General features: G+C 54.9%; 18 protein-coding genes and 1 pseudogene. 10 read left to right on the top strand and 9 right to left on the bottom strand.

The window, feature by feature from the left end; translation table 11 throughout:
- The 5 genes from THS27_RS26985 to THS27_RS23370 form a co-directional block, all read left to right on the top strand.
- The coding region (locus tag THS27_RS26985) for a putative Ig domain-containing protein (protein WP_246833083.1) at positions 1 to 1,974 on the top strand (1,974 nt) is incomplete at its 5' end.
- Positions 1,975 to 2,057: 83 nt separating this feature from the next.
- Positions 2,058 to 3,656 (top strand): TolC family protein, encoded by a 1,599-nt coding sequence (locus THS27_RS23355; protein ID WP_168184986.1) that lies wholly within the window; start codon positions 2,058 to 2,060, stop codon positions 3,654 to 3,656.
- Positions 3,657 to 3,745: 89 nt separating this feature from the next.
- Positions 3,746 to 4,594: an efflux RND transporter periplasmic adaptor subunit gene (locus THS27_RS23360; protein WP_168184987.1), complete on the top strand. Its 849-nt coding sequence runs from the start codon at positions 3,746 to 3,748 to the stop codon at positions 4,592 to 4,594.
- Positions 4,595 to 4,715: 121 nt separating this feature from the next.
- Positions 4,716 to 6,065, top strand: a complete 1,350-nt coding sequence (locus tag THS27_RS23365; RefSeq protein WP_085595016.1) for an efflux RND transporter periplasmic adaptor subunit — start codon at positions 4,716 to 4,718, stop codon at positions 6,063 to 6,065.
- Positions 6,066 to 6,070: 5 nt separating this feature from the next.
- Positions 6,071 to 8,287, top strand: coding sequence for an HlyD family efflux transporter periplasmic adaptor subunit (locus tag THS27_RS23370; RefSeq protein WP_085595018.1), 2,217 nt, complete (start codon positions 6,071 to 6,073; stop codon positions 8,285 to 8,287).
- Positions 8,288 to 8,427: 140 nt separating this feature from the next.
- Here the strand turns inward: THS27_RS23370 and THS27_RS23375 are convergent, their stop codons facing one another.
- From THS27_RS23375 to THS27_RS23385, 3 genes are read right to left on the bottom strand one after another with little or no spacing between them, the layout of a single operon-like run.
- The gene (locus tag THS27_RS23375) at positions 8,428 to 9,486 is read right to left on the bottom strand and encodes a 4-oxalomesaconate tautomerase (RefSeq protein ID WP_085595020.1); all 1,059 of its coding nucleotides are present in this window, start codon (positions 9,484 to 9,486) and stop codon (positions 8,428 to 8,430) included.
- On the bottom strand, positions 9,479 to 10,150 hold the full coding sequence (locus tag THS27_RS23380; protein WP_139835721.1) for a 4-carboxy-4-hydroxy-2-oxoadipate aldolase/oxaloacetate decarboxylase: 672 nt from the start codon (positions 10,148 to 10,150) through the stop codon (positions 9,479 to 9,481). The genes THS27_RS23375 and THS27_RS23380 overlap by 8 nt, the downstream gene beginning before the upstream one ends.
- Positions 10,150 to 10,887: a PIG-L deacetylase family protein gene (locus THS27_RS23385; RefSeq protein ID WP_085595023.1), complete on the bottom strand. Its 738-nt coding sequence runs from the start codon at positions 10,885 to 10,887 to the stop codon at positions 10,150 to 10,152. Before THS27_RS23385 ends, THS27_RS23380 begins: the two co-directional genes overlap by 1 nt.
- Before the next feature lie 142 nt (positions 10,888 to 11,029).
- Here THS27_RS23385 and THS27_RS23390 point away from each other — a divergent pair, with 142 nt between their 5' ends.
- The gene (locus THS27_RS23390; RefSeq protein ID WP_085595025.1) at positions 11,030 to 12,250 is read left to right on the top strand and encodes a LysR family transcriptional regulator; all 1,221 of its coding nucleotides are present in this window, start codon (positions 11,030 to 11,032) and stop codon (positions 12,248 to 12,250) included.
- 71 nt (positions 12,251 to 12,321) lie between these two features.
- Here THS27_RS23390 and THS27_RS23395 read toward each other — a convergent pair whose 3' ends face one another.
- The 6 genes from THS27_RS23395 to THS27_RS23420 form a co-directional block, all read right to left on the bottom strand.
- The gene (locus tag THS27_RS23395) at positions 12,322 to 13,212 is read right to left on the bottom strand and encodes an NAD(P)-dependent oxidoreductase (RefSeq protein ID WP_085595027.1); all 891 of its coding nucleotides are present in this window, start codon (positions 13,210 to 13,212) and stop codon (positions 12,322 to 12,324) included.
- Positions 13,213 to 13,323: 111 nt separating this feature from the next.
- Positions 13,324 to 13,752, bottom strand: coding sequence for a tripartite tricarboxylate transporter TctB family protein (locus tag THS27_RS23400; RefSeq protein WP_168184988.1), 429 nt, complete (start codon positions 13,750 to 13,752; stop codon positions 13,324 to 13,326).
- 53 nt (positions 13,753 to 13,805) lie between these two features.
- The gene (locus THS27_RS23405; RefSeq protein WP_085595031.1) at positions 13,806 to 14,771 is read right to left on the bottom strand and encodes a tripartite tricarboxylate transporter substrate binding protein; all 966 of its coding nucleotides are present in this window, start codon (positions 14,769 to 14,771) and stop codon (positions 13,806 to 13,808) included.
- A gap of 26 nt (positions 14,772 to 14,797) precedes the next feature.
- Positions 14,798 to 16,297 (bottom strand): tripartite tricarboxylate transporter permease, encoded by a 1,500-nt coding sequence (locus THS27_RS23410; RefSeq protein WP_085595033.1) that lies wholly within the window; start codon positions 16,295 to 16,297, stop codon positions 14,798 to 14,800.
- 892 nt (positions 16,298 to 17,189) lie between these two features.
- Entirely contained in the window at positions 17,190 to 18,137 is a 948-nt protein-coding gene (locus THS27_RS23415; protein WP_085595035.1) for a D-2-hydroxyacid dehydrogenase family protein, read from the bottom strand.
- 213 nt (positions 18,138 to 18,350) lie between these two features.
- Positions 18,351 to 20,048: a dihydroxyacetone kinase family protein gene (locus THS27_RS23420; protein ID WP_085595037.1), complete on the bottom strand. Its 1,698-nt coding sequence runs from the start codon at positions 20,046 to 20,048 to the stop codon at positions 18,351 to 18,353.
- 239 nt (positions 20,049 to 20,287) lie between these two features.
- Between THS27_RS23420 and THS27_RS23425 the strand changes: the two genes are divergently transcribed.
- The 4 genes and pseudogenes from THS27_RS23425 to THS27_RS23440 form a co-directional block, all read left to right on the top strand.
- Positions 20,288 to 20,794: a ClbS/DfsB family four-helix bundle protein gene (locus tag THS27_RS23425; protein ID WP_085595039.1), complete on the top strand. Its 507-nt coding sequence runs from the start codon at positions 20,288 to 20,290 to the stop codon at positions 20,792 to 20,794.
- A 273-nt stretch (positions 20,795 to 21,067) separates the two neighbouring features.
- Positions 21,068 to 21,313: a hypothetical protein gene (locus THS27_RS23430; RefSeq protein WP_246833084.1), complete on the top strand. Its 246-nt coding sequence runs from the start codon at positions 21,068 to 21,070 to the stop codon at positions 21,311 to 21,313.
- Between the two features lie 849 nt (positions 21,314 to 22,162).
- Positions 22,163 to 22,570, top strand: coding sequence for a helix-turn-helix domain-containing protein (locus THS27_RS23435; protein WP_085595043.1), 408 nt, complete (start codon positions 22,163 to 22,165; stop codon positions 22,568 to 22,570).
- 115 nt (positions 22,571 to 22,685) lie between these two features.
- Positions 22,686 to 23,112 (top strand): annotated as a pseudogene (locus THS27_RS23440) (alkene reductase); the annotation flags it as partial.

A 23,112-nucleotide genomic window follows, 5' to 3' on the forward strand; every position in this document is an offset into this window, starting at 1 on the left:
GATTTTGGTAATATGTCGGTCAATGTCACCGGTGTGAACGATGCGCCGACGGTTGCAGGTGTGCCTGCGACGGTAACGGTAATCGAAGATAGCGCCAGCGACCTTGACCTTTCGGCGATTACCTTTACCGATGTGGATAGTGGTGCGACCCTCACCGTGACGTTCACGGCCGGGGCCGGAACGCTTGCTGCATCGGATGGAACCGGTGTTACGGTTGGCGGGACCAGTACGGCGCTGACCCTGACAGGCACGGTTTCGGCGATCAATACTTATCTGGATACGGTCGGTGCCATTAAATACACCTCTGCTACGAATGCAGAGGGAACGGGTGTTACCACCATTGGTGTAAAGGCTAATGACGGCGCCGGATCGGGTGATGTTGCTTTTGGTAATATATCGGTCAATGTCACTGATGTAAATGATGCCCCGACACTGACAAATGGCGGCGTTGTTACACTGCCGACAACAAACGAAGATACCACGTCTTCGGGAACGGCAGTTTCGACTATTCTGACAAGTGCCGGTTATGCTGACGCCGATGCCGGCGCAAATTCCGGGATTGCGATTACCGGCCTGACCGGCAATGGTACATGGCAATATTCTACGGATGGTACAACCTGGGTAACCATTGGCCCGGCATCGACCACTTCGGCCTTGTTGCTTAATTCTTCCAGTCAGGTGCGGTTTGTGCCCGATGGCAAAAATGGTGAAACGGCGTCCCTTTCAATTAAGGCATGGGACCAGACCACCGGGGTGGCGTCGACATCGGGAATTCGAAACACGGCCGATACCACAACATCTGGCGGGACTGCAGCCTTTTCAAATGAAGTTGCATCGACCAAAATTGTTGTCAGCGATGTTAATGATGCGCCAACGGGACCAGGTGGTTTGCCGGGTGTAACGGTGGAAAATGGCGGGCCGTTAAATTATTCGTTATCAGTGGCGGGGTTTGCGGATGTTGATGGCGATAATTTGACCTTTACGGCAACGCTGGCAGATGGATCTGCCCTGCCGCAATGGCTGAACTATAGCGTGAATGGCACCAATGTTACCTTTAGCGGCACCGTGCCGGGTGACTTTATCGGGGCGATCACCGTCCGGATTACGGCTACTGAAGATGCATCAGCGCATTTAACCGCAACCAGCGATTTGATCATTAATGTAGAGCAGCGGCCAATTGTTGTGCCTCCGGCAGCGCCGCCCGCCCCAACGCCAGTTCCAGTGCCGCCGGTTATGACGCCACCGGGTAACGGAAACCTTGGTGACGCGGGAACCCCTGTGAATTCTGCAATTGATTTTGGGGGGCGGAACGGTGGTGATATTGTGCAACCAGTGACGGGGCAGCTGGGCAGTTTAAGCCCGATTGATACCAGTCCCACGCCTGTTATGGCGGGCCTTCAAAGTACAACGCCACCTTCGATTTTTGCTGATAGCGGCGGGCAAACCATTTTTGGCGGCGATGTAGGTGGCGGAACGGGTATTCTTGCTGCGAGAACCCAGTTGATTACATCGCAAGGGTCTGGTGTTGGCGGACAGGGGCCTGCGAATGGGGCAACTGGCAATGGACCAGATGGGAGTGGGGGGAATGATCTGCCTTCGGGGAATGAAGATATAAATGGCGGTGGTGGTTCAAATGCTGCACCGGCAGGGAACGTGCCCGCAGAACAGGCCCCCGAACAGGCACCGGAGCAAGGTGAGCAGGACGGTAGCGCGGAACCATCTTCCGATAATTCACCTTCTGCAGCGTCGCCGGATGGTGCCCCTGATAATTCGTCGGGGAATGAAAATGGCGACGTTCCGCCGTCGGATGCCGGCAATGTTCAGGGAAGCCTGATGGTACCTGGCATGTCGCCGTTCGATACCGCTGCAAATATGGATTTTACCGACCAGTTGGCCGGCGCTGGCAATGCATTTGATCGTCATGCCAGCCTGTTGTCGAAGGCTTTGTCACATTATGACGCGTCAGCTGCTTAAGGGCTGATGTGCTAACTGCATTTTACGATTTGTTTTGGGGCTGCCGGTTCAGGATGAACCGGCAGAAAGTAGGGAGATCGGGATTGTTTAGCAGTTCTGTGCGATTGAACAGCGCGCGGTTGCGTAAGGGCATTGTGCCTGTTGCCGTGTTGGGGACGTTACTGTTGGCCGGTTGTGCGGTAACGCCAGAGCCGCTAACCCAGGCGGAAAATGATAGCCGGGTCCAGTCGGATTTAAACCGGCTGTTTGCCAACCAGGAAAAAATAGATGGTCCGTTAACGCTTGATGATGCGATTGCACGGGCGTTGAAATACAACCTCGACCATCGTTTGAAGCTGATGGAAGAGGCGGTTTCGATGGGGCAGCTTGACGTTGCCAATGTCAATTTACTGCCTGATGTGGTCGCCAAAACCGGCTGGACCACCCGCAATAACCGCGACAGCACCTATAACGAACAAAAGACATCCACGTCGGTCAGTTCGGACCGTACCATTCGCAAATCTGACCTTTCGGTAAGCTGGAATGTCCTGGATTTTGCCATCGGCTATATGCGTGCCCATCAACAGGCCGATATGGCCCTGATTGTGTCCGAACGTCGTCGTCAGGTGATCCATAGTGTGGTGAATGAAACCCGGGGGGCGTATTGGCGCGCCGTTGCGGCCGATCGTGCCCTGAAGGATTTTGATCAGGTGCTGGACCGGGTTCGGGGGGCCCTTGGCCGGTCGCAAAAGCAGGTTGATGAAGGGATTGGGGGCCAGCTTGATGCGCTTAGCTATCAGGAAGACCTGCTGGTTACCCTGCGCGAACTTGAAACCCGTCGCCGTCAACTGATTGAGGCCCGCACCGAACTTGCGGTGTTGATGAATATTCATCCTGACAGCGAATTTACCCTGGTCGACAGCAGCACCGAAAATCATCCGTTGCCATCCATCGCGATGGATTCCGACCAGCTTGAGCTGGAAGCGCTGCATAACCGTTCGGAATTGCGATCTGAAGCGTATCAGTTGCGGATCAACCAGCGCGATTCAAAAATCGCCCTGATCCAGATGGTGCCGGGGCTTAACTTTTCAGCCGGGATTAATCATACGACCGATAGCTATAAGGTGAATTCGCGCTGGTATGACGGGGCACTAAACCTGTCGTGGAACCTGATGCAGGTGTTCAAGGCACCGGCAAACATGAAGCTGGCCGATACGCAAATTGAACTTTCAAAGGTGCGTAGCCTTGCGCTTAGCATGGCCGTGATCAGCCAGGTTAATATTGCGCAGCTTCGGTTTAATCATGCGCTGGACGATTTTAAACTGGCAGACCGGATTTCAAACGTGCAGGGCCGTATTGTGAGCAGCATGCAGGCGCAGCGTTCGGCCAATACTGTTGGTGAAAGTGATGAAATTCGTGCCCAGGTGCGTTCATTGCTTTCAGGATTGCAACGTGACATGGCCTATGCCGATTTGCAGGCCGCCTATGGGCAGGTTTTTGCCTCTATCGGGGTTGATCCGTTGCCCGGTGATGTTGCCGATGACTCGCTTGATAGCGTTGCCGAAGGGATCCACACCGTTATGAACCAGTGGCAGCATGGCCAGTTTGACGCCCGTGGCGTTGTGGCCGAGGCCGAAGCTGTCAAAGTGCCGGAAGGTCACGATACCGCGATGGCAGAAAACCACGCGCAGGCCACACAATGATGGCAGGCAGGCTAAAAAATGCGCGGGTCGGGTATCGCTTGCCGGCCCGGGTAGCCTTTTTCCTGGCACTAACAATGATGGGTGGCTTTATGCTGCCCATCACTGCGTTTGCGCAATCGGCCCGTGACACAACCGCAACCGGCACCGAGCGGCCTGTTGATCCTTACCTGACGCCGGACATTAATATGTCGGGTTCGGATGCCGAAATATCGGGAAATGATGCCGGGTTTTATAACAGGGCGAACGGGAATAATGGTACGGATGCAACGGTAACCGAGGCCCGGGCCCTGGTGGCAACGCGCAGCCGGGCATTGTTGTCGGCCGAAATTGCGGCGCGCATTGCCGATATGCCCAAGCGACCCGGCACGCGGTTTGCCAAGGGCGATGTGTTGGTGGTGTTTGATTGTTCGGCCTATCGGGCGCAGCGTGCTGCTGTGGCTGCAGATTTGCGCCAGGCAAATGCACAATACAAGGCGCAGCAACGGCTGGCGGAATTACGCACAGTTGGCGAATTGGATGTTGTTATGGCCCAGGCCGCGGTTGAGCGTGCCAAGGCGCAATTGCAGTTGCAGGATGTTTATTTAAATCGCTGCAAAATTACCGCCCCTTATGCCGGTGCGGTTGTGGATTGGCATAGTCAGCCGTATCAAACAGCCAATCCGGGCGATCAACTGATCGAGATTGTCGGGTCTGGCGATTTGGAACTGGAATTGATTGTCCCGTCACAATGGCTGGGCTGGTTAAAGGTTGGTCAGGGGATTTCGGCGCATATCGAAGAAACCGACAGCGACATTCGCGCCAGGGTGGCACGAATTGGCGCAAGAATTGACCCTGTTAGCCAAACCGTAAAAATATATGCATCCTTGGGTGACGATGCCAAAACACTTTTGCCCGGAATGAGCGGACGGGCTGTTGTAGACGGGCATGTGTCGCAATAGGCTGCCCTGCCATAGTTCTGGCGGCCCCGGATTTTGCGTGTTTGTAAGTTTCTGACTTTGCATTTTCGGCGATATTTGGCCCGGAACTGTTTTTATCCATCAATACAGGCGACGACCCTTTATGGCGCAAGAAAACCTGATACGTGAGACCCCGTGGGCATTGTTGATGGGGATCGAACGATCAATCCGTCATGCCGCCGATTTGACGGCCTTTCGTTTTGCCGTTGTCAGCGAGCCGCGACGGCTGATCTCGTATCAGCAGGCCATACTGGTTTCAAAAACCGGGGCCAGCAAATATCGCGCCCTTTCCGTGTCGAATGTGCCAACGCTGGATCGTAATGCGCCTTACATCCGGTTTTTAGAACGGCTGTTAAAAACTTTTGGCAGCAATGGCGCATTAAGTAAACCGGCAACACTGGAACCTGCCACATTACCGGCAAAATTGCAGAGTGAATGGCAGGAATTTTTGCCATCCTGTGTGTTCTGGCAGCCATTAAGGGCTCCGGATGGTACCGAAATTGGCGGGCTGATTTTAACGCGGACGGCACCCTGGCAGGAAGCGGAACTGGTGTTGCTTGATCAATTGGCAGATTCAATCGGGCACGCCTGGAGTTCGCTGTTGAAGCCGTCGGCGCGGTTGCGCAAATCGCGGCCGGGTTTAAGGAAATTTGCCGGTATTGGTGTCGGGATTGCCCTGTTGGCGGTGCTGGCCTTGCCCGTACATCAAAGTGTGATCGCCCCGGCCGATGTGATTGCCCATGACCCGGTGCCAGTTGCGGCACCAATTAACGGCGTTATTCGCGATATTAATGTGCGCCCGAACGCCGAGGTAAAGGCCGGCGATATTTTGTTTTCGTTTGAAGATGCCGAACTTCGCGCCAATTACGAAGTTGCGTTGCGATCGGTAGACGAAGCCGATGCCGAATTGCGCCGTGCCGCCCAGCAGGCATTTGGCGATGCCAAGGGACGGGCGGAAGTTGCCCTGCGCAAGGCGCGACTGGCCTTGCGTCAGGAACAGGCCCAATATGCCGGGTATCAGTTATCGCAGGTTGATGTGAAGGCTCCGGTAGACGGTATCGCCGTGTTTGGCGACCCAAATCGCTGGCGGGGGCGCCCGGTTGCCACGGGTGAACAGGTAATGTCGCTGGCCCGGCCCGATGAAGCCGAACTGGCAATTTACATTCCGGTTTCCGACGCGATCAATCTGGAACCCGGTGCAGATGTGCGCCTTTTTCTGGATGTGGATCCATTACATTCCATTCCAGCAACACTGGAACTTTCATCCTACCAGCCGGTGAAAACACCTGACGGAGTGTTGGCTTATCGTGCCGTTGCCAGCTTTGGGGATGATAACCCGCCACCACGCATTGGCCTTAAAGGATCGGCCAAGTTGCTGGGGGATGAAGTGCCACTGGTGCTGTTTTTGTTGCGTCGGCCGCTTGTGGCGCTGCGCCAGAAAATCGGGATGTGACGGGCATGGCAACGGTGGCAGAAATGATGGGCCAGCAAGAGGATATTCCCTTGCCGCCGCTGCGCCAGGATTTGCGCCTTTTGCCAGCCGAAAATGATGAATATGGCGCGCCCTGCTGGATTATTCATGACCCGGTGAGAAACCGTTATTTCCGCATTGGCTATGCCGCGTTTGAAATGCTGCGGCGCTGGTCGCTGGGGAAAGCATCGTTGCTGCTTGATCGTATCCGGCAGGAGACAGTGTTAACCCCGGATCAGGCAGATATTCGCAGCCTGATAACGTTTTTGCACGGTAGTGGCCTGTTGATGCGGGTTGGAGCCGAGGTTGTGGCAGAATTTTCGCGTATTGCCAATGCCGGGAAGCCCCCGTTCTGGAAATGGCTGATCCATAATTACCTGTTTGTGCGCGTACCGTTATTTCGACCCGACCGTTTTTTGGCGCAAACCCAGTGGCTGGCCGATTTTTTTGCATCAAACTTTGTTAAATGGCTGGTGCTGGCGATTGGCGTGATTGGTATTGTCATGACCATTCGCCAATGGGATGCCTTTTTGGCAACCTTTATGGGCTTTGCCAATTTCCAGGGTGTCGTCTGGATGGCGGTAACCCTGACGGCGGTTAAAATTTTGCATGAAATGGGCCATGCCTATACCGCACGACGATATGGCTGTCGGGTGCCGACCATGGGGGTGGCGTTTCTGGTCATGTACCCTGTGCTTTATACTGATACATCCGATGCCTGGCGGTTAACCAAACGCAGTGAAAAGCTGCGTGTGGCGGCGGCGGGCATTCGTGTGGAACTGATGCTGGCACTGGTGGCCACGTTTTTATGGCATGTGGTACCATCCGGCCCTGCGCGCAGTGCTGTTTTTTTGATGGCGTCGGCAACCTGGATTACCACGCTTCTGATTAATCTAAGCCCGCTGATGCGGTTTGACGGGTATTATTTGCTGTCGGATTATTTGCGCATTCCCAATTTGCAAAACCGGGCTTTTGCCATGACCAAATGGTCATTGCGGCAATTTTTATTTGCCCTGAATGTGCCGCCGCCTGAACCGGCCAGTGCCCATCGCCGCCGTGTTTTGATTGCCTATTCGGTGGCGGTATGGATTTATCGTTTTTTCCTGTTTCTGGGCATTGCGCTGGTTGTTTATCACCTGTTTTTCAAGGTGCTGGGCATCGTACTGTTCGGGGTGGAAATTTTGTGGTTCATCCTGTTGCCGATCATCAATGAAATAAGGATGTGGTGGAAAATGCGGAACCACGCCCACTGGACTGTTCCCAATATTACCTTGCTGGTTCTTCTGATTGCCGGAATTGCAATTTTGGTGGTGCCGTGGCGAACAACCATTTCGGCCAGTGCCCAGTTACAGGCCGCCGGAGAGGCCGAAATTATCAGCCCAGGCAGCGGTGTTATTGAAGAAGTGCTGGTTAGGGAAGGTGACGAGGTTAAGGCCGGAGATGTATTGTTACGGATGCAGTCACCGGAATTGACCAGCAAACGCCGCAGCATGGCCCTGCAATTGCGTGAAGCCGAAATTACACTGGCGCAGGCGCGTAGCAGCAATGAATTTCAGGAAGATGTTGCAAGCCGGATGCAGGAAGTTTTACGGTTTCGCGCCAGTTTGTCGGCATTGGAAGCCCGTCAGGCACAGTTGGTGGTGCGCGCCCCGTTTGACGGGGTGGTACGCGATATCAACGATATCGTGCATCGACAAAGCTGGATCGGTAGCCGAAAAAACCTGATGCGTATTGTGGACCAGAACGGAACCCACCGTTTGATCGGTTATGTATCGCAAGGCGATGTCATGCGCCTGCCGCCTACGGCCAGTGCCCGTTTTTACCCCGATCAAATCACCCGGCCTGTTCTTGACGTACAGATCGACCGGGTAGACCGGTTTAATTCCCCGACACTGGAGGCCCCGGCCCTTAGTTCAACCAATGGCGGGCCATTGGCGGCACGCCCTGATAACAATGGCGGGTTTGTCCCGGTTGATGCTGTGTACCGGGTATCGGGATATGTGGTGGCCCCGCCAGAAACGGCGTTAGATACTGCAACGTCCGCCGATGTGCCGTTACGTGGCAACAAAGTACAAGGCAACAAAGGCGGCAAGCTGGAAACTATTTTACGGGGAACCCTGGAAATTGATGCCCCGGCCCGCAGCCTGGCCGTGCAAATGTATCAGGCGGTCGCGGCAGCCGTGATACGGGAAATGTCGTTTTAGGGGTTGGTGCTACACATGATGCGTGCCCACACCGTAACCCAACACCAATCCCCTGCGTGCGATGCACAGGGGATTGGTGAATGTTGATTATCGGGCGGGCAATGAAGGCTTAATCGCTGGATTTATGGTTGGCCCGTGGATTAATCGATAAAGGCTTCCCCGTCGAACAGCTTGCGCGCCGTTCGCAAAATGCCAGCCCGGGTAACTGCGCCGGTATCATCAAGGTTCAGGATAACCCCCATTTGCCCGGTTGGATGTTCGACCGAAAGCGACAGATGTTGTCCCTTGGCGAAAGAGGCCACCTTGCTGGCCGGGCTGTTTGGCAACAGGCAGGCCGTGGCGACACTGACCGCGCCCAAAACCCCGATAGAGGCATGGCAGCGATGGGGAATAAAGGTACGGGTGGAAATGGTGCCACCATTTGTGGCAGGCGAAACCATTGACATTTTGGGAACGGACGCACTGGTAACATCGCCCAAATTCATCATTGGTCCGGCTGCCAGGCGGATTTTTTCCAGCCGGGCGCGCAAGGCTTCGTTGGCTTCAAGCTCTGCCCGGGTTTCCTGGCCGGTAATGCCCAGATCAGATGCTGCCAGAACCACACATGGCATACCGTTATCAATCAGGGTGACGGCAATGCCATCAATGATGTCGACAGAATTGCCCGTGGGTAGCAATGCCCCACAGCTTGACCCGGCAGTATCGGTAAACAGCAGGGGGATACCTGCCGCTGTGCCCGGCACCCCGTCGATCCGGGCGGTGCCGTTATAATCGGTTTGGCCGTTTGGGGTTTGCACGGTGGCGATGGCGGTTTGGCCGGTATTTTCCATATAAATGGAGACTTCGGTTTCGCCGTTTTGCCCGGCAACAAGGCCGCGTTCGATGGCAAAGGGGCCAACCGCGGCGAGCATGTTGCCGCAATTTTGCTTGTCGGTGACAATGGCCTGATCCACAAATACCTGCAAAAACAGGTAATCAACATCGACACCGGGCCGGGTGGATTTTTTGACAATCGCAACCTTGGATGTCAGCGGGTCGGCCCCGCCCATGCCGTCGATCTGTCGTGGGTCGGGCGAGCCCATAACGCGCAGCAAAATGTCGTCCCGCGCGGCCGTATCGGTCGGCAGGTCATCGGCCAAAAAGTATCCGCCCTTTGACGTGCCGCCACGCATCCACATGCAGCGAATGGCCCTAGACATATTTTAACCCCTTGGCCGCCAGCTTTTCGCGCATGTCGTAAATATCAAGCCCAAGTTCCCCCTTCATCAGGCGGGCGCGGGTGCGGGCTTCCTTGTCTTCGCGGGCCAGCGATTTTTCCAGTGTTTCGGCTGTGTTTTCATGGGGAACAACGCAGACGCCGTCATCATCGGCAACAATCACGTCCCCCGGGTTGACAATGGCCCCGGCAATACTGATGGGCACATTGACCGAACCAATGGTTTCCTTAACGGTGCCCTGTGCCGAAACGGCCTTTGACCAAACCGGAAAGTCAATTTCGGTTAAATCGCGCACGTCGCGTACGCCCGCTTCGATAATCAGGCCGCGCACCTTGCGAAACATTAAGGATCGGGCCAGCAATTCGCCGAAATAGCCGGTATCGCAGGGTGATGTCGGCGCAACTACCAGAATATCGCCTTCCTGGCATTGTTCGACCGCGACATGCAGCATCCAGTTATCGGCCGGGGCGATGGAAATTGTGACGGCGTTGCCAGCCACGCGTGCGCCGGGGTAAATCGGGCGCATATGCGATTGCAAAAGACCGGTTCGGCCCTGTGCCTCGTGAACTGTGGCAACACCGCATTTTCCCAAACCGTCGACAATTGCCAGATCGGTTCGCGCAATATTTTGTACAACTTTCCCCATCAGAGTTCATCCACTGTGCGCGGATAGACCGACTGGAAACCTTCGGCATATTTTGCCGCCCGGCCCCCGGCCTGTCCGCCAGAATTGCGCCGGAAATGATTGGCGCGGTTTTTGGCAACATTTTCATAATAATGCCAAAGGTGTTCCTGCCCTTCCATGCACTGGATGGCCGCCCATTTTTTGTCCCAAACATCGGTGATGTCCAAAAACAGGTCAGGTTTCCATTCCATCTGTTCGGTCTGGTGGGGTTCAAACAGGTAAAGCTGTGGTGCGCCCAAAACCTTTTCGCCGGGGTTATGACCCCAGGCCTGTGCGATCATACGGCATTCAATGGCAACCCGGGTCGCAAGGGAATGATCGGTATTGTAATTATCGACAAAGCTGTGGCTCAGCATGAATTTGGGCTGAACCTTGCGGATGATATCGACCAGCTTGAATTTGGCATCGCGGCCCACTTCCAGTGGGTAGTCACCCAGATCCATAAATTCAATATCGTGTACGCCCAGTGCCCTGGCGGCATTTTCGGCTTCGCGCTTGCGTTCGGTTTTGACATGTTCAAGCGTGCAACCGTCTTTTTTCCACAGCTTGGCCGATTCTCCGCGTTCGCCATAGGACAGGCAAACCACGCTGACATTGTATCCCTTGGCCGCATGCAGGGCGATGGCACCCCCACAGCGCCAGACAAAGTCGGCGGAATGGGCACTGATAACCAGTGCGGTTGGCTTGGTGTCGCTCACGTTTCGAACTCCCTTTCGGATCTTTGATTTTGTGGGACAGACCCTATGCGCGATTGCCGGTTTGAGGAAATAGAACCCGTGACAATCGCTATAATTTTTTTCTATAGTCCGGTTGAAATGCGATAAGTGTGAAAGAAAATTTATGGACGTGGCGATCCCGAACCTTAAGCATTTGCGGGCCTGTGAGGCCGTTCTGCGAACCGGAAGTTTCAGTGCGGCGGCCAATGAAGTATTCATGTCGCAACCAGCGGTGACACAGGCGGTCGCAAAGCTGGAGATGGTTTTAGGCAGCGTTTTATTTGATCGCCGTCCCGAAGGGGTGTTTCCCACCGACATTGGCCGTTTGTTTGTTAACCGGGTGGGGCGGATGCAGCATTACCTGGCAACGGGGATGGCGGAAATCATGCGCAGCGCACGCCGCCAGCATGGGCAAACGGCAAAATTGCATCATTTGGTAACCAGCGTGCAGTTGCGCGCCCTGGTTGCCATTGCCGAAGCGGGAAATTTCAGTTTGGCCGCGCGTTCGATTGGTATTTCGCAGCCGTCCTTGCATCGGGCCGCCCGTGATCTGGAACATTTATGTGCGGTGCCGTTATTTGAAAAAGCCAGTAGTGGCATTTTGCTGACCAAACAGGCCGAAATTCTGGTGATGAACACCAAACTGGCCCTGATGGAGCTTGATCAGGCCTATGATGAAATTGAAGCCTGGAAAGGGGGGCGCGGCGGGCGTGTCGCAATTGGCAGTATGCCGCTGGCGCGCAGTGCCATTTTGCCCGCTGCCGTAAATGACCTTTTGAGCCACGCCCCCGATACCCGGATTAGTATTATTGACGGGCCCTATCGTGAATTGCTGTTTGCCTTGCGCCATGGCGATATTGATATTTTGATTGGGGCGTTGCGTGACCCGGTGCCTGTTGATGACGTGATGCAGGAACGGTTGTTTGATGACCCGCTGGCGATTGTAGCACGGGTTAATCACCCGCTTATGACCAAGGACAACATTACTCTGGACGATTTGGCAGCCTGTGCATGGATTGTGCCGCGTCGCGGGGCACCGACCCGGGAATATTTTGAAACCATGTTTCCCGAAGGCGGACTTCGCCCGCAAAGTGTGATCGTGACCGGGTCTCTGGTTTTGATTCGCCGGTTATTGTCGACGAGCAACCAGTTAACCATTATTTCGCGCCATCAAATTGCGCAGGAAGAAAAATATGGCGAGTTGCGGCGTTTGCCGCTGGCATTGTCAGACACTGAACGCCCGATTGGCCTTACCATGCGCAAGGGATGGTCACCGACAGCAATCCAGCGCGATTTTCTATCCCGTTTGACTGACATTGGCCGCCGGGCGAATGATATCTGGTAGCAGGATGCCGGTGTTATAACGCCAAAAAGGGCAGCGTTAAGGCCGCTGCCCTTTGATTGCCTGGCGTTAAATCAGTCTTGCAGTGCCTTCAGAATCATGTCGGCGCGATCCTGGTATTCCAGCTCGCCTGCGTCAAGTTTCAGGGTGCCAATGCGGCGTTGCCATTGAACGGTGGCTTTTGCCATTTCATTGGCAAGGCCCAGTTCATGTACGGTTAAGGCGACTTCTTCCATTTCAGCGGCCCGGCGAATGCCGTGGGTCATGGAACGTTCCAGCATATAACCGGCCTTGGCGGGGAAATCGAAACCGGGATAGGTTTTATCAAGCGATGCCAGAACAGCTTCTTCGACCCCGGCTTTGCGCCCGGCCAAAACACATTCGGCAAACAGGGCTTCCATCCCCTTCATCATGATAGAGCGGATCATTTTAATTGATGATCCTGCGCCAATGTCGCCCTGCACAATGGCCGGGGCCATATCAAGGTCGGCCAGATAGGCAAGGCCGGCTTCGGCATGGGGCCCGGAAAGCAAAAGCGGTGTCTTGTGCAGTTTCGGGTAAACCGGTGCCATGACGGCAACGTCGACATAACGCCCGCCTGCGGCTTCTATTTTTTCGGCATTGCGGCGTTTGGTGCCCGGCGCACAGGAATTGCAATCAAAGAAAAATGCCCCCTTGGGAAAAGACGCAGCAGCATTTTCGGCAACCAAAGCTGCCTGATCGGCGGTGACCAGCGAAAACACGGCACTGGTATCGGTCATGGCGACGGCGGCACTTACAGCACCAAGAACATTCAGTTTCTGATAGTTGGCATTTTTGGCATCACGAACGGTAACATCGGGGTCGTTTGTTTTGATATCAAATGCCTTGATGGTCGCCGGGCGATGTGTATCCCAGCCTTTGACGAAGGCCATTGCAGCCTCGCCAAACCCCAGAAAGGCAACGGCCTGTTGTTCGATTGTCATGGTAGCGTGTCCTTTTCGTGCAGGGGATACGGCGCCAGGCCGACAGGGTCCCCGGTCATTCGCGATATTTGTTTTATGGTCCGGAATATCAGGTGTGGGGCGGTTTTCTGTCTAGGGCAGGGGCAAGTCCAGCAACCAGCTGAACCCGGCAAAACCGATCAGAAACATGCAGGCACCGGTGACCACTGCGGTGCGCCATGCCGGTATGCCATCAAGCAAAATCACACCGATGGCCGCAAACAACGACAGGGTCAGGGCCATGCCGATCAGCGGCGATACGATAGAAGCCAGCACCACCAAAGCAATGAAAGCGACCAGCTTTATCGGGATTGGTCCTTTGGTGCCGGGTTGTTTGCACCACGACTGCAGCACATACAGAACGGCTAGCACCAGCCCGAAAATGGCAATGGCGACAGGTAGTTGTGCCGGTCCGACATCATCGGGCAGGGGGCTTTGCGGCAGGGCCAGTGCCAGATAAAGATAGATTGCGTTAAAGGCTAAAAAAACAATGGCAAGAAGGGGTTCGTAAAATCGGGTCATGGTTCGTACCAGTGTTGGCTGCGGCCCGAAGGCCGCAGCGCAGAACATAACAGTTATTTCTGGAAACCGGCGTCCTTGAGAAACTCGGACTGGGTTTTAAGCTGCTTTTCCGCCATCGACCGGAAATCGCCATCCTTGATCGACAGGTTTTCCTGCTTTTGCTGTTTCATGAAGGTTTTCCATTCGTCGCTGGCCTGAACCTTGTCCAGTGCGGCCTGAATGCTGGCAACAACGTCATCCGGTGTGCCAGCTTTGACCGAAACACCGCGCCAGACCATGTCGTCAAGGTCAATGCCCTGTTCCTTGAAGGTCGGAACATCGGGGAAATAGCTGGAGCGTTCTTCGGTGGAAATACCCAGAAGGCGAATATCGCCACTTTCAACCTGTGACAGGCCGCTGGACGGGGTCATCATGGCGGCATCCAAATGATCCCCCATCAGGGCGAGGGCAACTTTACCCGAGGCGTCATAGGGGATCCATCCCGCCTTGAAGTCTTTGGCCGTCATGAACTGATACAGCATATACTGGTGGAATCCGCCGGTGCCATACCCGCCCACGCGCAGGCTTTCAGGGTCTTTTTTCATCGCATCGACAAAATCCTGTGCCGACTGCAAATTCGCATCCTTGCGCACGGCCAGTGCCGAGGGCTCGCCCTGCATGGCGCGCACAAAACGCAGATCGTCGAGTTTATAGGGCATCAGGTTGCGGGCGATGCTAAAGGTCAGGGTGCTGGTATGCACCAGAATGTTATAACCATCGGCTGGCTGGTTTAGCACATAGGACATCCCGACAGATCCGCTACCACCCGGCCGGTTGACAACCTTGGTTTGCCAGCCCGCCTGTTCGTCCAGCAATTTGGACAATTCACGGCCATAGGTATCAAGCGCGCCGCCTGCACCGGCCCATACCACCAGGTTCACCCGGTGTTCGGGAAAATCGGCAGCATGGGAAACGCCTGCCGTGCCAAGCAATGCACCAAAGACGGCGGTGGAGATGATTTTTGACAATTTCGAAGACATGGTCTCTTCCTCCCGGGATTTTTGTTTTAAGTGGTTTGGTTGGTCGCGTTTGAGCGGCGCGATTTCAGCTTGCCCCAGATCGGCAGCAGCAAGCTCAGCACGCTTAGCACAAGGAACAGCAGGCTAAGCGGGGATGTGACGAAGATGGCGTAATCGCCGTGCGACGTAACAAGGGCGGTGCGGTAATTGGTTTCGATCAGGTATCCCAGCACCATCGACAGAATGATCGGCGCCATCGGGATTTTGAATTTTTTAAGGATGTAACCCAGAACGCCAAAAGCCAGCGTCATATAGACATCGAACATCAGGTTGCGCAGTGCAAAGGCACCCAGCATCGCCATGCAACCAATGCCCACTGCAATGACAGAATTGGACAGACGCAATACCCAGCCCCATACCGGCAATAGCAAAGATCCAACAAAAAACAGTGCGATTGATGTCATTGCCAGCCCCCACAAAACCGTGTTGACCAGGACAGGTTCGCTGGCAAACAGTTCAGGACCGGGGCGCAAGCCGTGCAAAATAAGTGCGCCGACCAGAACCGCCGTGGTTGGTGATCCGGGCACGCCAAGTGCCATAAGCGGGATCATTGCACCGCCGACGGTGGCGTTATTGGCTGATTCCGGTGCGGCAACACCGGCAGGTTCGCCCTTGCCAAAGTCGTCGGGGTTTTTTGACCGGCGACGCGAAAAGTCGTAGGAAACCCAGCAGGCTATATTGCCGCCTACGCCAGGTAGAATACCCAAAAGCGTGCCGATCACGGAGCCGGAAACAATGGTGCTGCCCAGTTTGCGCCACTGTGTCAGGGACAGCAGGGCAAAACGAACCCGGGGTGTGATGCTATGGGTTTCGGACTTGCCGCCTTCGGCCAGACTAAAGGCTTCGGATACGGCAAACAGGCCGATCAATGCTGTCAGGAACGGGATGCCTTCAAACAGTTCGGGCACGCCAAAGGTAAAGCGCGGCACACCCGAAATGGGGTCAATGCCGATGGTGGCAATGGCAAGGCCAAAGGCCCCGGCCAGCAGCCCCTTGACCAGCGACCCGCTTGAAAGCGACGCAACCGAGGTGAGACCAAACAGACCGACCGAAAAATAAGCCGCCGGGCCAAATTCAAGCGCGACCGATGCCAGCGGCTTTGCCAGTACCAGCAAGGCAAACGCCCCGATCAGGCCGCCAACACAAGATGCATTAAGGGAAACGGCCAATGCCTCGTTGGCGCGGCCCTGACGGGTCATGGCGTAACCGTCTATTGCGGTTGCCGCGGCGGCCGCCGTGCCCGGCGTGGACAGCAAAATGGCACTGACCGATCCGCCATATTCTGCTGCCATATAAAGGGCAACCAGCAACAACATGCTAAGTTCGGGCGGCATGTTATAGGTAAAGGGGATCAGCAGGGTAATGCCGATGGACGGCCCCAGCCCCGGCAACGCACCCACCACGACGCCAACGGCTGTGCCGATAACAAGGCACGCAAGGCCGGAAAAACTGAAAATAACGGCAAACGCATCCATAATACTGCTCATGAATGGCTCCGGTGGTGCAGGTTGGCCCGGCGGGCGGCAAGGGGGGCAGACAAAACCTGTGGATGAGGCAAAAATAGGGGCGCGACCGCAGGCGCCGAAAAAATCATGCCTGTAACGGCGAATTCGGTCATTACCTTGTTCCTGATTGGCAACCGATACCTGCGCCTCTTAAGGGGCTGCAGGCATAAGTTTTTCGTTTCCATATGGCAGCTATTTTTAATTGCAATGTGGGGAATGAAATTGTGCCGTCAATTCTGCGACAGAAGACTTCCCGTTATTGCAGCTTGTTTGCCGCCATTTTTTCGTTGGTTTGTGTCTCTGGTGTGCCTGATTTGGCGACGGATCGCTAATAGAATGTATGATAATTGGTATAAGAAAATTCTAAGTGTATTACGTTCTGTGAGTTGGCTGTGCTTCTGGCAGAGGGGATGAATGGCAGAATTAAACGGGTTTGCGATGCAAGCAGAACAGACGATGTTTTTCATCACGGATTGTTTTTTATGAAGACACTGGCTTTTCAGGCATCTGATATTGGTGGAATTTTATCTGAAAAAAGAACAGGCAGAAGGTCGGGGTGGGATCGACCTTCTGCCTGTTCATAGGCTTGCGCCAGTAAAGGCTGCATATAAGCTGCCATTCAGCGGTGGCTGGTGCCATGGCAAGCGGGGCCGGTTTTCAATGTCTGGCGTCGACTTCTGACCGGGCGGAGGTCAGGCAGTTCGCACAGACAGAATACCGAAACCGCTGGCGGGGACGTTCCAGTGGCTGTTTGACGACGCGGACCATAACAAGCGGTAAAAAAGCAGGCTATGCGCGTTTGGCGCGCCCCCTATTCTTGATTGGAGAACGATGATTTAACATTTTGAAATTAAACAATTATTTGTATGGTTTTTCAGGTGATAACCCGAATTGGTGCCTTGTCCATCCAGGCTAAAATTGCATCAACTGTTTGACCATAAAAGACTTTCCAGGTTTCGCGTGTCACATATCCCAGATGCGGGGTTAACAGCAACCGGTCGCTTTTTCGCAACGGGTGGTCGGCGGGCAGGGGTTCCTGGTCGTAAACGTCGATGCCGGCGCCGGCTATAAGGCCCTTGCTGGTGGCGTCGAGCAGGTCGTCAACATTTATAATTGGCCCGCGTGATGTGTTGACCAAAAAGGCCGATGGTTTCATTTTTTCAAAATCGACCTGGCTGATAAGGTTTACAGTGCGATCTGACAGGCGCTGATGGATGGTGATGAAATCGCTTTGTGCCAACAGCTCATCCTTGCCGGCTTTTTGTACGCCCAGTTCGGCACATCGCTCCGCTGTCAGGTTTTCCGACCACGCCATAACGTTCATGTCAAACGCCTTGGCCATTTGTGCCACCTTGCCGCCCAGTCGGCCCAAACCAATAATGCCAAGGGTTGAGCCTGCCAAATCCTGCCCCAGGCCAATCTGCCAGCCGCCATGCTGCATCGATGCATTCTCTGGCACAATGCCCCGTGCCAAACCTAATATCAGGGCGAAAGTCAGCTCTGGCGTGGCGGTGGACGGGCTTTCGGTACCGGACACGGTGATGCTGTTACGCGTTGCGCCCTCCATATCAATCGCGTCATTGCGCTTGCCGGTGGTCACAATCAGCTTCAGGTTTGAAAGCCGGTCCAGAAGGGAACCGGGCAGCGGGGTGCGCTCGCGCATGATGCACAAAACATCAAACGGTGCCAGACGGGCAACCAGATCATCCTCATTGGTGATTGTGTCGTGAAAAACGGTAATTTCTGCCTGCTTTTGCAGTTCTGACCAATCGGCCGACTGCAGGGCAAGGTTCTGATAGTCATCAAGAATGGCAATTTTCATGGCTGATCCAGTGTGTTGGACGTTCCTGCCCTTATGAACCGATGAAATCATCCGTTTGTCACGTGTTTTTGCAATCTATTATCAATTGGTGAGGGGGGCGCGGGATGACGGGGCATTTTCACCGTGCCAACACCCGGTGGCTTTGGCACGGTGAAAATGCCAAAGCCAGCCAGATGTTGCACAATGTTTGCAGATGTTTGGTGAAATCCGCCGTTACAGATTATCGGCGATTTCCTGCATCCAGATGGCAACGGCAACCGCCCCGCCATCGGGTACGCCAACGGCGCGATCGCCAAGATAACTTGCCCGGCCCAGTTCCGGCGTCATATCGGCGGTGCTGTCTGCCCCCTTGCGGGCGGCATCACAGGCGGCCTGCCAGGCTTCTTTGGCGGGTTTTCCGGCCTTTGTGGCGTCGTTAAAGGCTTTGGCGGCGGGCAGCAGGGCATCGAGCATGGTGCGGTCGCCTTCCTTTGCGCCGCCCAGTTCGGCGATCGCTTTGGCCCCGGTTTCAAAGGCATCGGCCCATTGGGCCGGGTTTGGTGTGGCTTCATCCTGCAAATGCCGCCCGGCGCGGATCAGGGCGTTGGCATAAAATGGGCCGGAGCTACCGGCAATTGCTTTGCGCAGCGCATTGCCCGTGGCAATCAGGGCGGTGGCAGGGGTGGCCCATGCCTTGTTTGGCAGGGCCAAAATAGCATCTGCCCCGCGTTCCAGGCTGGCACCCAAATCTCCATCACCGGCCTTGGTGTCCAGATCGGTCAGGTGGGGTTCTTCGGCTTTCAGTTTTTTGGCAACGGCATGGGCAATGGTTTCAATCTGCTTTGCCAGCAGCCCCGCGTCGGGATAGGCGATGTCATCGCTGCTGCCTTTGGGATCGGCGATTTCATGGCGTTTTTGGCTGACGCGGCCCTGTCCCGGCCAGGTGCTGGTGGATGTTGGTGCATCCAGTAGCTCTGCGCGCTCATCATCAAGCTTCAAAAGCGAAAGCGAACAGCCCGGCATATCAAGTGCGCTTAACAGGGTTCCGTTCCACACCCGCTCCACCATAATGCCATTCTCGCGCAAATAGGCGATGGCCCCACGTGCCATTATTGCAAGTTCCAGTGCCGATGTTGCCCCCAGCCCATTAACCAGCAGGGCAACGCGATCAGACTTGGTAATTTTGCGATCGGTGATTATGGTTTTAAGGATGGTTTCGCATAATTCATCGGCATTTGCGATCTTGCGGCGCTCAACGCCCTTTTCACCGTGAATGCCTAGGCCCAGCTCGATTTCGTCTTTATCAAGGGTGAAACCGGCTTCTTTTGCGCCGGGCAGGGTGCAGGCACCCAGTGCGACACCCATGGAGCCAAGATCGCCAGCAGCCTGGCGGGCAATATCGGCAACTTCGCCAAGGGTTTTGCCCGCAGCGGCCGCTGCCCCGGCAATTTTATGGATCAGCACGGTGCCGGCAATGCCGCGGCGGCGATCTTCGCTTACGGTTTGATGCAGGGAAACATCATCGGCAACGACCACGATTTCAACCGGGATACCCTCTGTCTGCGCCAGTTCGGCAGCCAAACCGAAATTCAGTCGGTCGCCGGTATAATTTTTAACCACCAAAACCGCCCCGGCAGGCCCGGCACAGGCGCGAATGGCATGTAAAACCGCATCGGTCGAGGGGGATGTAAAAACATCACCCGCCACAGCCCCGGTTAACATGCCTTTGCCGACATATCCGGCATGGGCCGGTTCGTGGCCGCTGCCGCCCCCCGAAATTATCGCAACCGGGCGTTCGTCCGGGGCGGGCAGGCCAGCTTGCAAAACAACATTGTCGTGTTCAAGCAATGCCAGTTCGTCCGAACCATCCACCACCCCTTCGAGCATCTCGCGAACAACATTTTTGGGATTGTTGATTAGTTTTTTTGACATGATTTCTCACCTGCCTGTCATGGAGTTTCCTTGATTTTGGATTTCTTTTTAACAAGTTAATCCAAAAAGGGATAAATGCCAGCTTTGTGGGGAAATCCAGATACTTTCGATCCAGGATTGTTTAAAATCAAACGGCGGATTTGGCGTGGTTAGACCGACCAAGGGATGTTTAAGCCCTTGGCGGCTTTGGGAATACCAAAGCAAAGACGCGACAGATGATTACGAAAGAGACCTGCATAATGGCCATTCCAGCCTCTCGTGAAGAATTGCTATTTGCCATCACGACAACGTTTGACAGATTGATGGCGGATTTGGCAAAGGTCCCACCCAGCCGTGCGCGCGAAGCCACGCTTAAAGGACATGCCGCGGGGACGCTGATGAGTCCGTCGGATCTGGTGGCCTATTTGATCGGATGGAATGAGCTGGTTCTGAAATGGTTGGACCGCGATGACCGGGGTGAGCCTGTTGATTTTCCCGCGACGGGTTTCAAATGGAACCAGCTTGGTCTCCTGGCGCAAAAATTCTACGCTGATCTAAATGCACAGGAATGGCCCGAATTACTTCACCGCTTTGCGGCAGCCAAGGCGCAGTTGATCGCGACGATTAAGGCCCGGTCGGATGATGAACTTTATGGTAAGCCATGGTATGGCAAATGGACCAAAGGCCGGATGATCCAGTTCAATACATCCTCTCCCTACGCCAATGCGCGCATCCGTATCCGCAAGTGGCTAAAGGCGCGGGGATAAAAATACACCTTCTTTCCGCCTTGGGCTTTTAGGCCCTGAAAGGGGCGGCCCGAGAACAGGGACGTTTCTGGGGCCGGGGTCAGGTATTAAACCGATGCCGGGACGATGGTTATCCTGTGTGTCGTCTTTTCGAAACTGGCGCTAAGTGGCTATTCTAGTACCCAACAATACATACAGGCTTACCAGCTGCGATCTGCTGATACATATCTGCGTTGCAGAATAAAAATTATGCATTTTTTTGAGATCAGATCATAACGCGCGTAGCTGATACGCATGAAAGTCTTTAATATGGATTGGTTCCCTATCGTCTTCGGTACGTTTAAGGTTGTAGCGCTTGTCGTGGCCATGGTTTTCGCCATCAAGTGGCATTACGATCAGGGCAAGAAGAAGGGGATGGACAAGCGAGCGGTACTGCGCTCGGCTGCCAAGATGGCCGCAGTCTTATTGCTGGCGGCACTCGTCGTGGGACTTGTCAGCTTCGTTCTTGTCACGGCGCTCGGTTTGGATATGAGCTACTGATGAGGGCATCATAAATGTACTAGCCCCGCAGGGGCGACGACGCTTTCGCTGTCATTCCTCGATTTCTAATGACATGGATTTTTGTGCCTCCGGCGGGCAAGAATCCTCTGTGATCTTACGCGATCACTAAGTACCCGGCGTGACCGGATAATAAACGAGCGATCTGTCTCGCAGATGTGGTCGAGATCATTTATGCCGAATTCAGGTTGGTGTTTGTCTGCATCGAGGGTGAAGATCGTCTGGAAGAGGACGCCGTTTTTTCGATAGGTGAGATACAAGAAGCGCCAAGTATTTCCGCAGGGGAAATACTTTTAAAACGTCAAATTTTACTTTGAAAATATCGACTAGGAAAATGGCGGGCCGCGCTCGATGAAGATGAGCACTACGAGATTGTCATAACCCTTTGATGATCATGAAGATACTTCGTGTTGTGCGGTTATCGGCGGGATTCTGCGGCATTTGGGTGGCTAACGGCGCCTATTTCGGGCGTTTGACGGGGTATTTCGGTTTCGTCGGCGGATTACCGCCATGCGCTTGCTCCTTGGATCTGCCGGTCTGGCAAACCTGCGCGACCGCTTAATCAAACGACAATAACTGGGACGAAGCCGTCATTCCGGTCTCGCCCGTTGAAGGGCGGCTTCCGGCGAGAACTGACGCTCCCGCCATCGGAGCAGGCAGCTTAACGCGTTAGGCATCGGCGGGGAGTCCGCCAGTATGAGAGTACAAGTGATGATCTCGGCAGGAACTCGACGTTCCAGATTCGAGCGGAGCGCAGAGATACAGAAGTTTACAATGTATACTACGGCGCGTTAAATACTGATTTTGGATGCAACGTTAGGTGACGCCGCCATGGAACTGGAATCGATTTGCTTCTCGTCGGACTGCCGCAGCCGAGGTCTTTTCGATCAGATCGCCGACAAATGGTCGGCAATGGTATTGGCGATCCTGTCCGCTCGCCCGTATCGGTTCAACGCAATTCGCAGGCGGTTGGAGGGCGTTAGCCAGAAAGCGTTGACACAATGTCTCCGCCGGCTTGAACGCAACGGGTTGATCAACCGTCGCGTCGTCTCCCTCTCACCGGTGGCCGTCGAGTACGAGATCACTCCGCTTGGCCGCACCCTGCAAATGCCGCTTCGCGCATTGCATCAGTGGACGCTGGACAATCTCGTGGAGGTCGATGCGGCACGCGAGGCCTTCGATGATCGGCAATCGGACGACGCTTTCGGTGGAGTCCAGGTGGGGAATCGCACGGATTAGGCTCGGCGTGTCCGAATTCAGGTTACCTCAGCCCTACCACGTCACCTATAAGTGCCTAATTGACACTAAGTCTACAAGGTATACTTATGCATCCAGATTAACTGGAGTGTCAAAAATGGCTGAGTTGAAGTTACTATCCCCGTTGAAAACCGACGCATTCGAATTCAAGAACCGCGTCTTCATGGCTCCCATGTCGCGAAGCAGGTCGCCCGACCGCGTCGCGAATGAACTGACCGCGCGCTATTACGCCCAACGCGCCACGGCTGGCCTGATCATCACAGAAGGCACGCAGATCAGTGAGCAAGCGATCGGCTGGACGAATTCGCCCGGGATCTACACCGACGAACACATTGAAGGGTGGCGCAAGGTCACACAGGCCGTGCACGAGGCCGGCGGCCTCATTTTCGCGCAACTCTGGCATACGGGCCGCGCGTCGCATCCGGACTTTCACGGCGGAGCGCTGCCCGTTGCGCCATCGGCGGTTCCCTTCAACAGCCAAGCCTTCACGCCCGAGGGGCCGAAGCCTAGGCTCAGGACCTATT

It is taken from the genome of Thalassospira sp. MCCC 1A01428 (assembly GCF_002115825.1).
Classification (GTDB): Bacteria; Pseudomonadota; Alphaproteobacteria; order Rhodospirillales; family Thalassospiraceae; genus Thalassospira.

Bases quoted from the DNA above. Each gene is read 5' to 3' on its own strand.
- THS27_RS23360 (WP_168184987.1), top strand. From the start codon at position 3,746: ATGCTGCCCATCACTGCGTTTGCGCAATCGGCCCGTGACACAACCGCA.
- THS27_RS23365 (WP_085595016.1), top strand. From the start codon at position 4,716: ATGGCGCAAGAAAACCTGATACGTGAGACCCCGTGGGCATTGTTGATG.
- THS27_RS23370 (WP_085595018.1), top strand. From the start codon at position 6,071: ATGGCAACGGTGGCAGAAATGATGGGCCAGCAAGAGGATATTCCCTTG.
- THS27_RS23375 (WP_085595020.1), bottom strand. From the start codon at position 9,486: ATGTCTAGGGCCATTCGCTGCATGTGGATGCGTGGCGGCACGTCAAAG.
- THS27_RS23380 (WP_139835721.1), bottom strand. From the start codon at position 10,150: ATGGGGAAAGTTGTACAAAATATTGCGCGAACCGATCTGGCAATTGTC.
- THS27_RS23390 (WP_085595025.1), top strand. From the start codon at position 11,030: ATGGACGTGGCGATCCCGAACCTTAAGCATTTGCGGGCCTGTGAGGCC.
- THS27_RS23395 (WP_085595027.1), bottom strand. From the start codon at position 13,212: ATGACAATCGAACAACAGGCCGTTGCCTTTCTGGGGTTTGGCGAGGCT.
- THS27_RS23400 (WP_168184988.1), bottom strand. From the start codon at position 13,752: ATGACCCGATTTTACGAACCCCTTCTTGCCATTGTTTTTTTAGCCTTT.
- THS27_RS23405 (WP_085595031.1), bottom strand. From the start codon at position 14,771: ATGTCTTCGAAATTGTCAAAAATCATCTCCACCGCCGTCTTTGGTGCA.
- THS27_RS23410 (WP_085595033.1), bottom strand. From the start codon at position 16,297: ATGAGCAGTATTATGGATGCGTTTGCCGTTATTTTCAGTTTTTCCGGC.
- THS27_RS23415 (WP_085595035.1), bottom strand. From the start codon at position 18,137: ATGAAAATTGCCATTCTTGATGACTATCAGAACCTTGCCCTGCAGTCG.
- THS27_RS23420 (WP_085595037.1), bottom strand. From the start codon at position 20,048: ATGTCAAAAAAACTAATCAACAATCCCAAAAATGTTGTTCGCGAGATG.
- THS27_RS23425 (WP_085595039.1), top strand. From the start codon at position 20,288: ATGGCCATTCCAGCCTCTCGTGAAGAATTGCTATTTGCCATCACGACA.
- THS27_RS23430 (WP_246833084.1), top strand. From the start codon at position 21,068: ATGAAAGTCTTTAATATGGATTGGTTCCCTATCGTCTTCGGTACGTTT.
- THS27_RS23435 (WP_085595043.1), top strand. From the start codon at position 22,163: ATGGAACTGGAATCGATTTGCTTCTCGTCGGACTGCCGCAGCCGAGGT.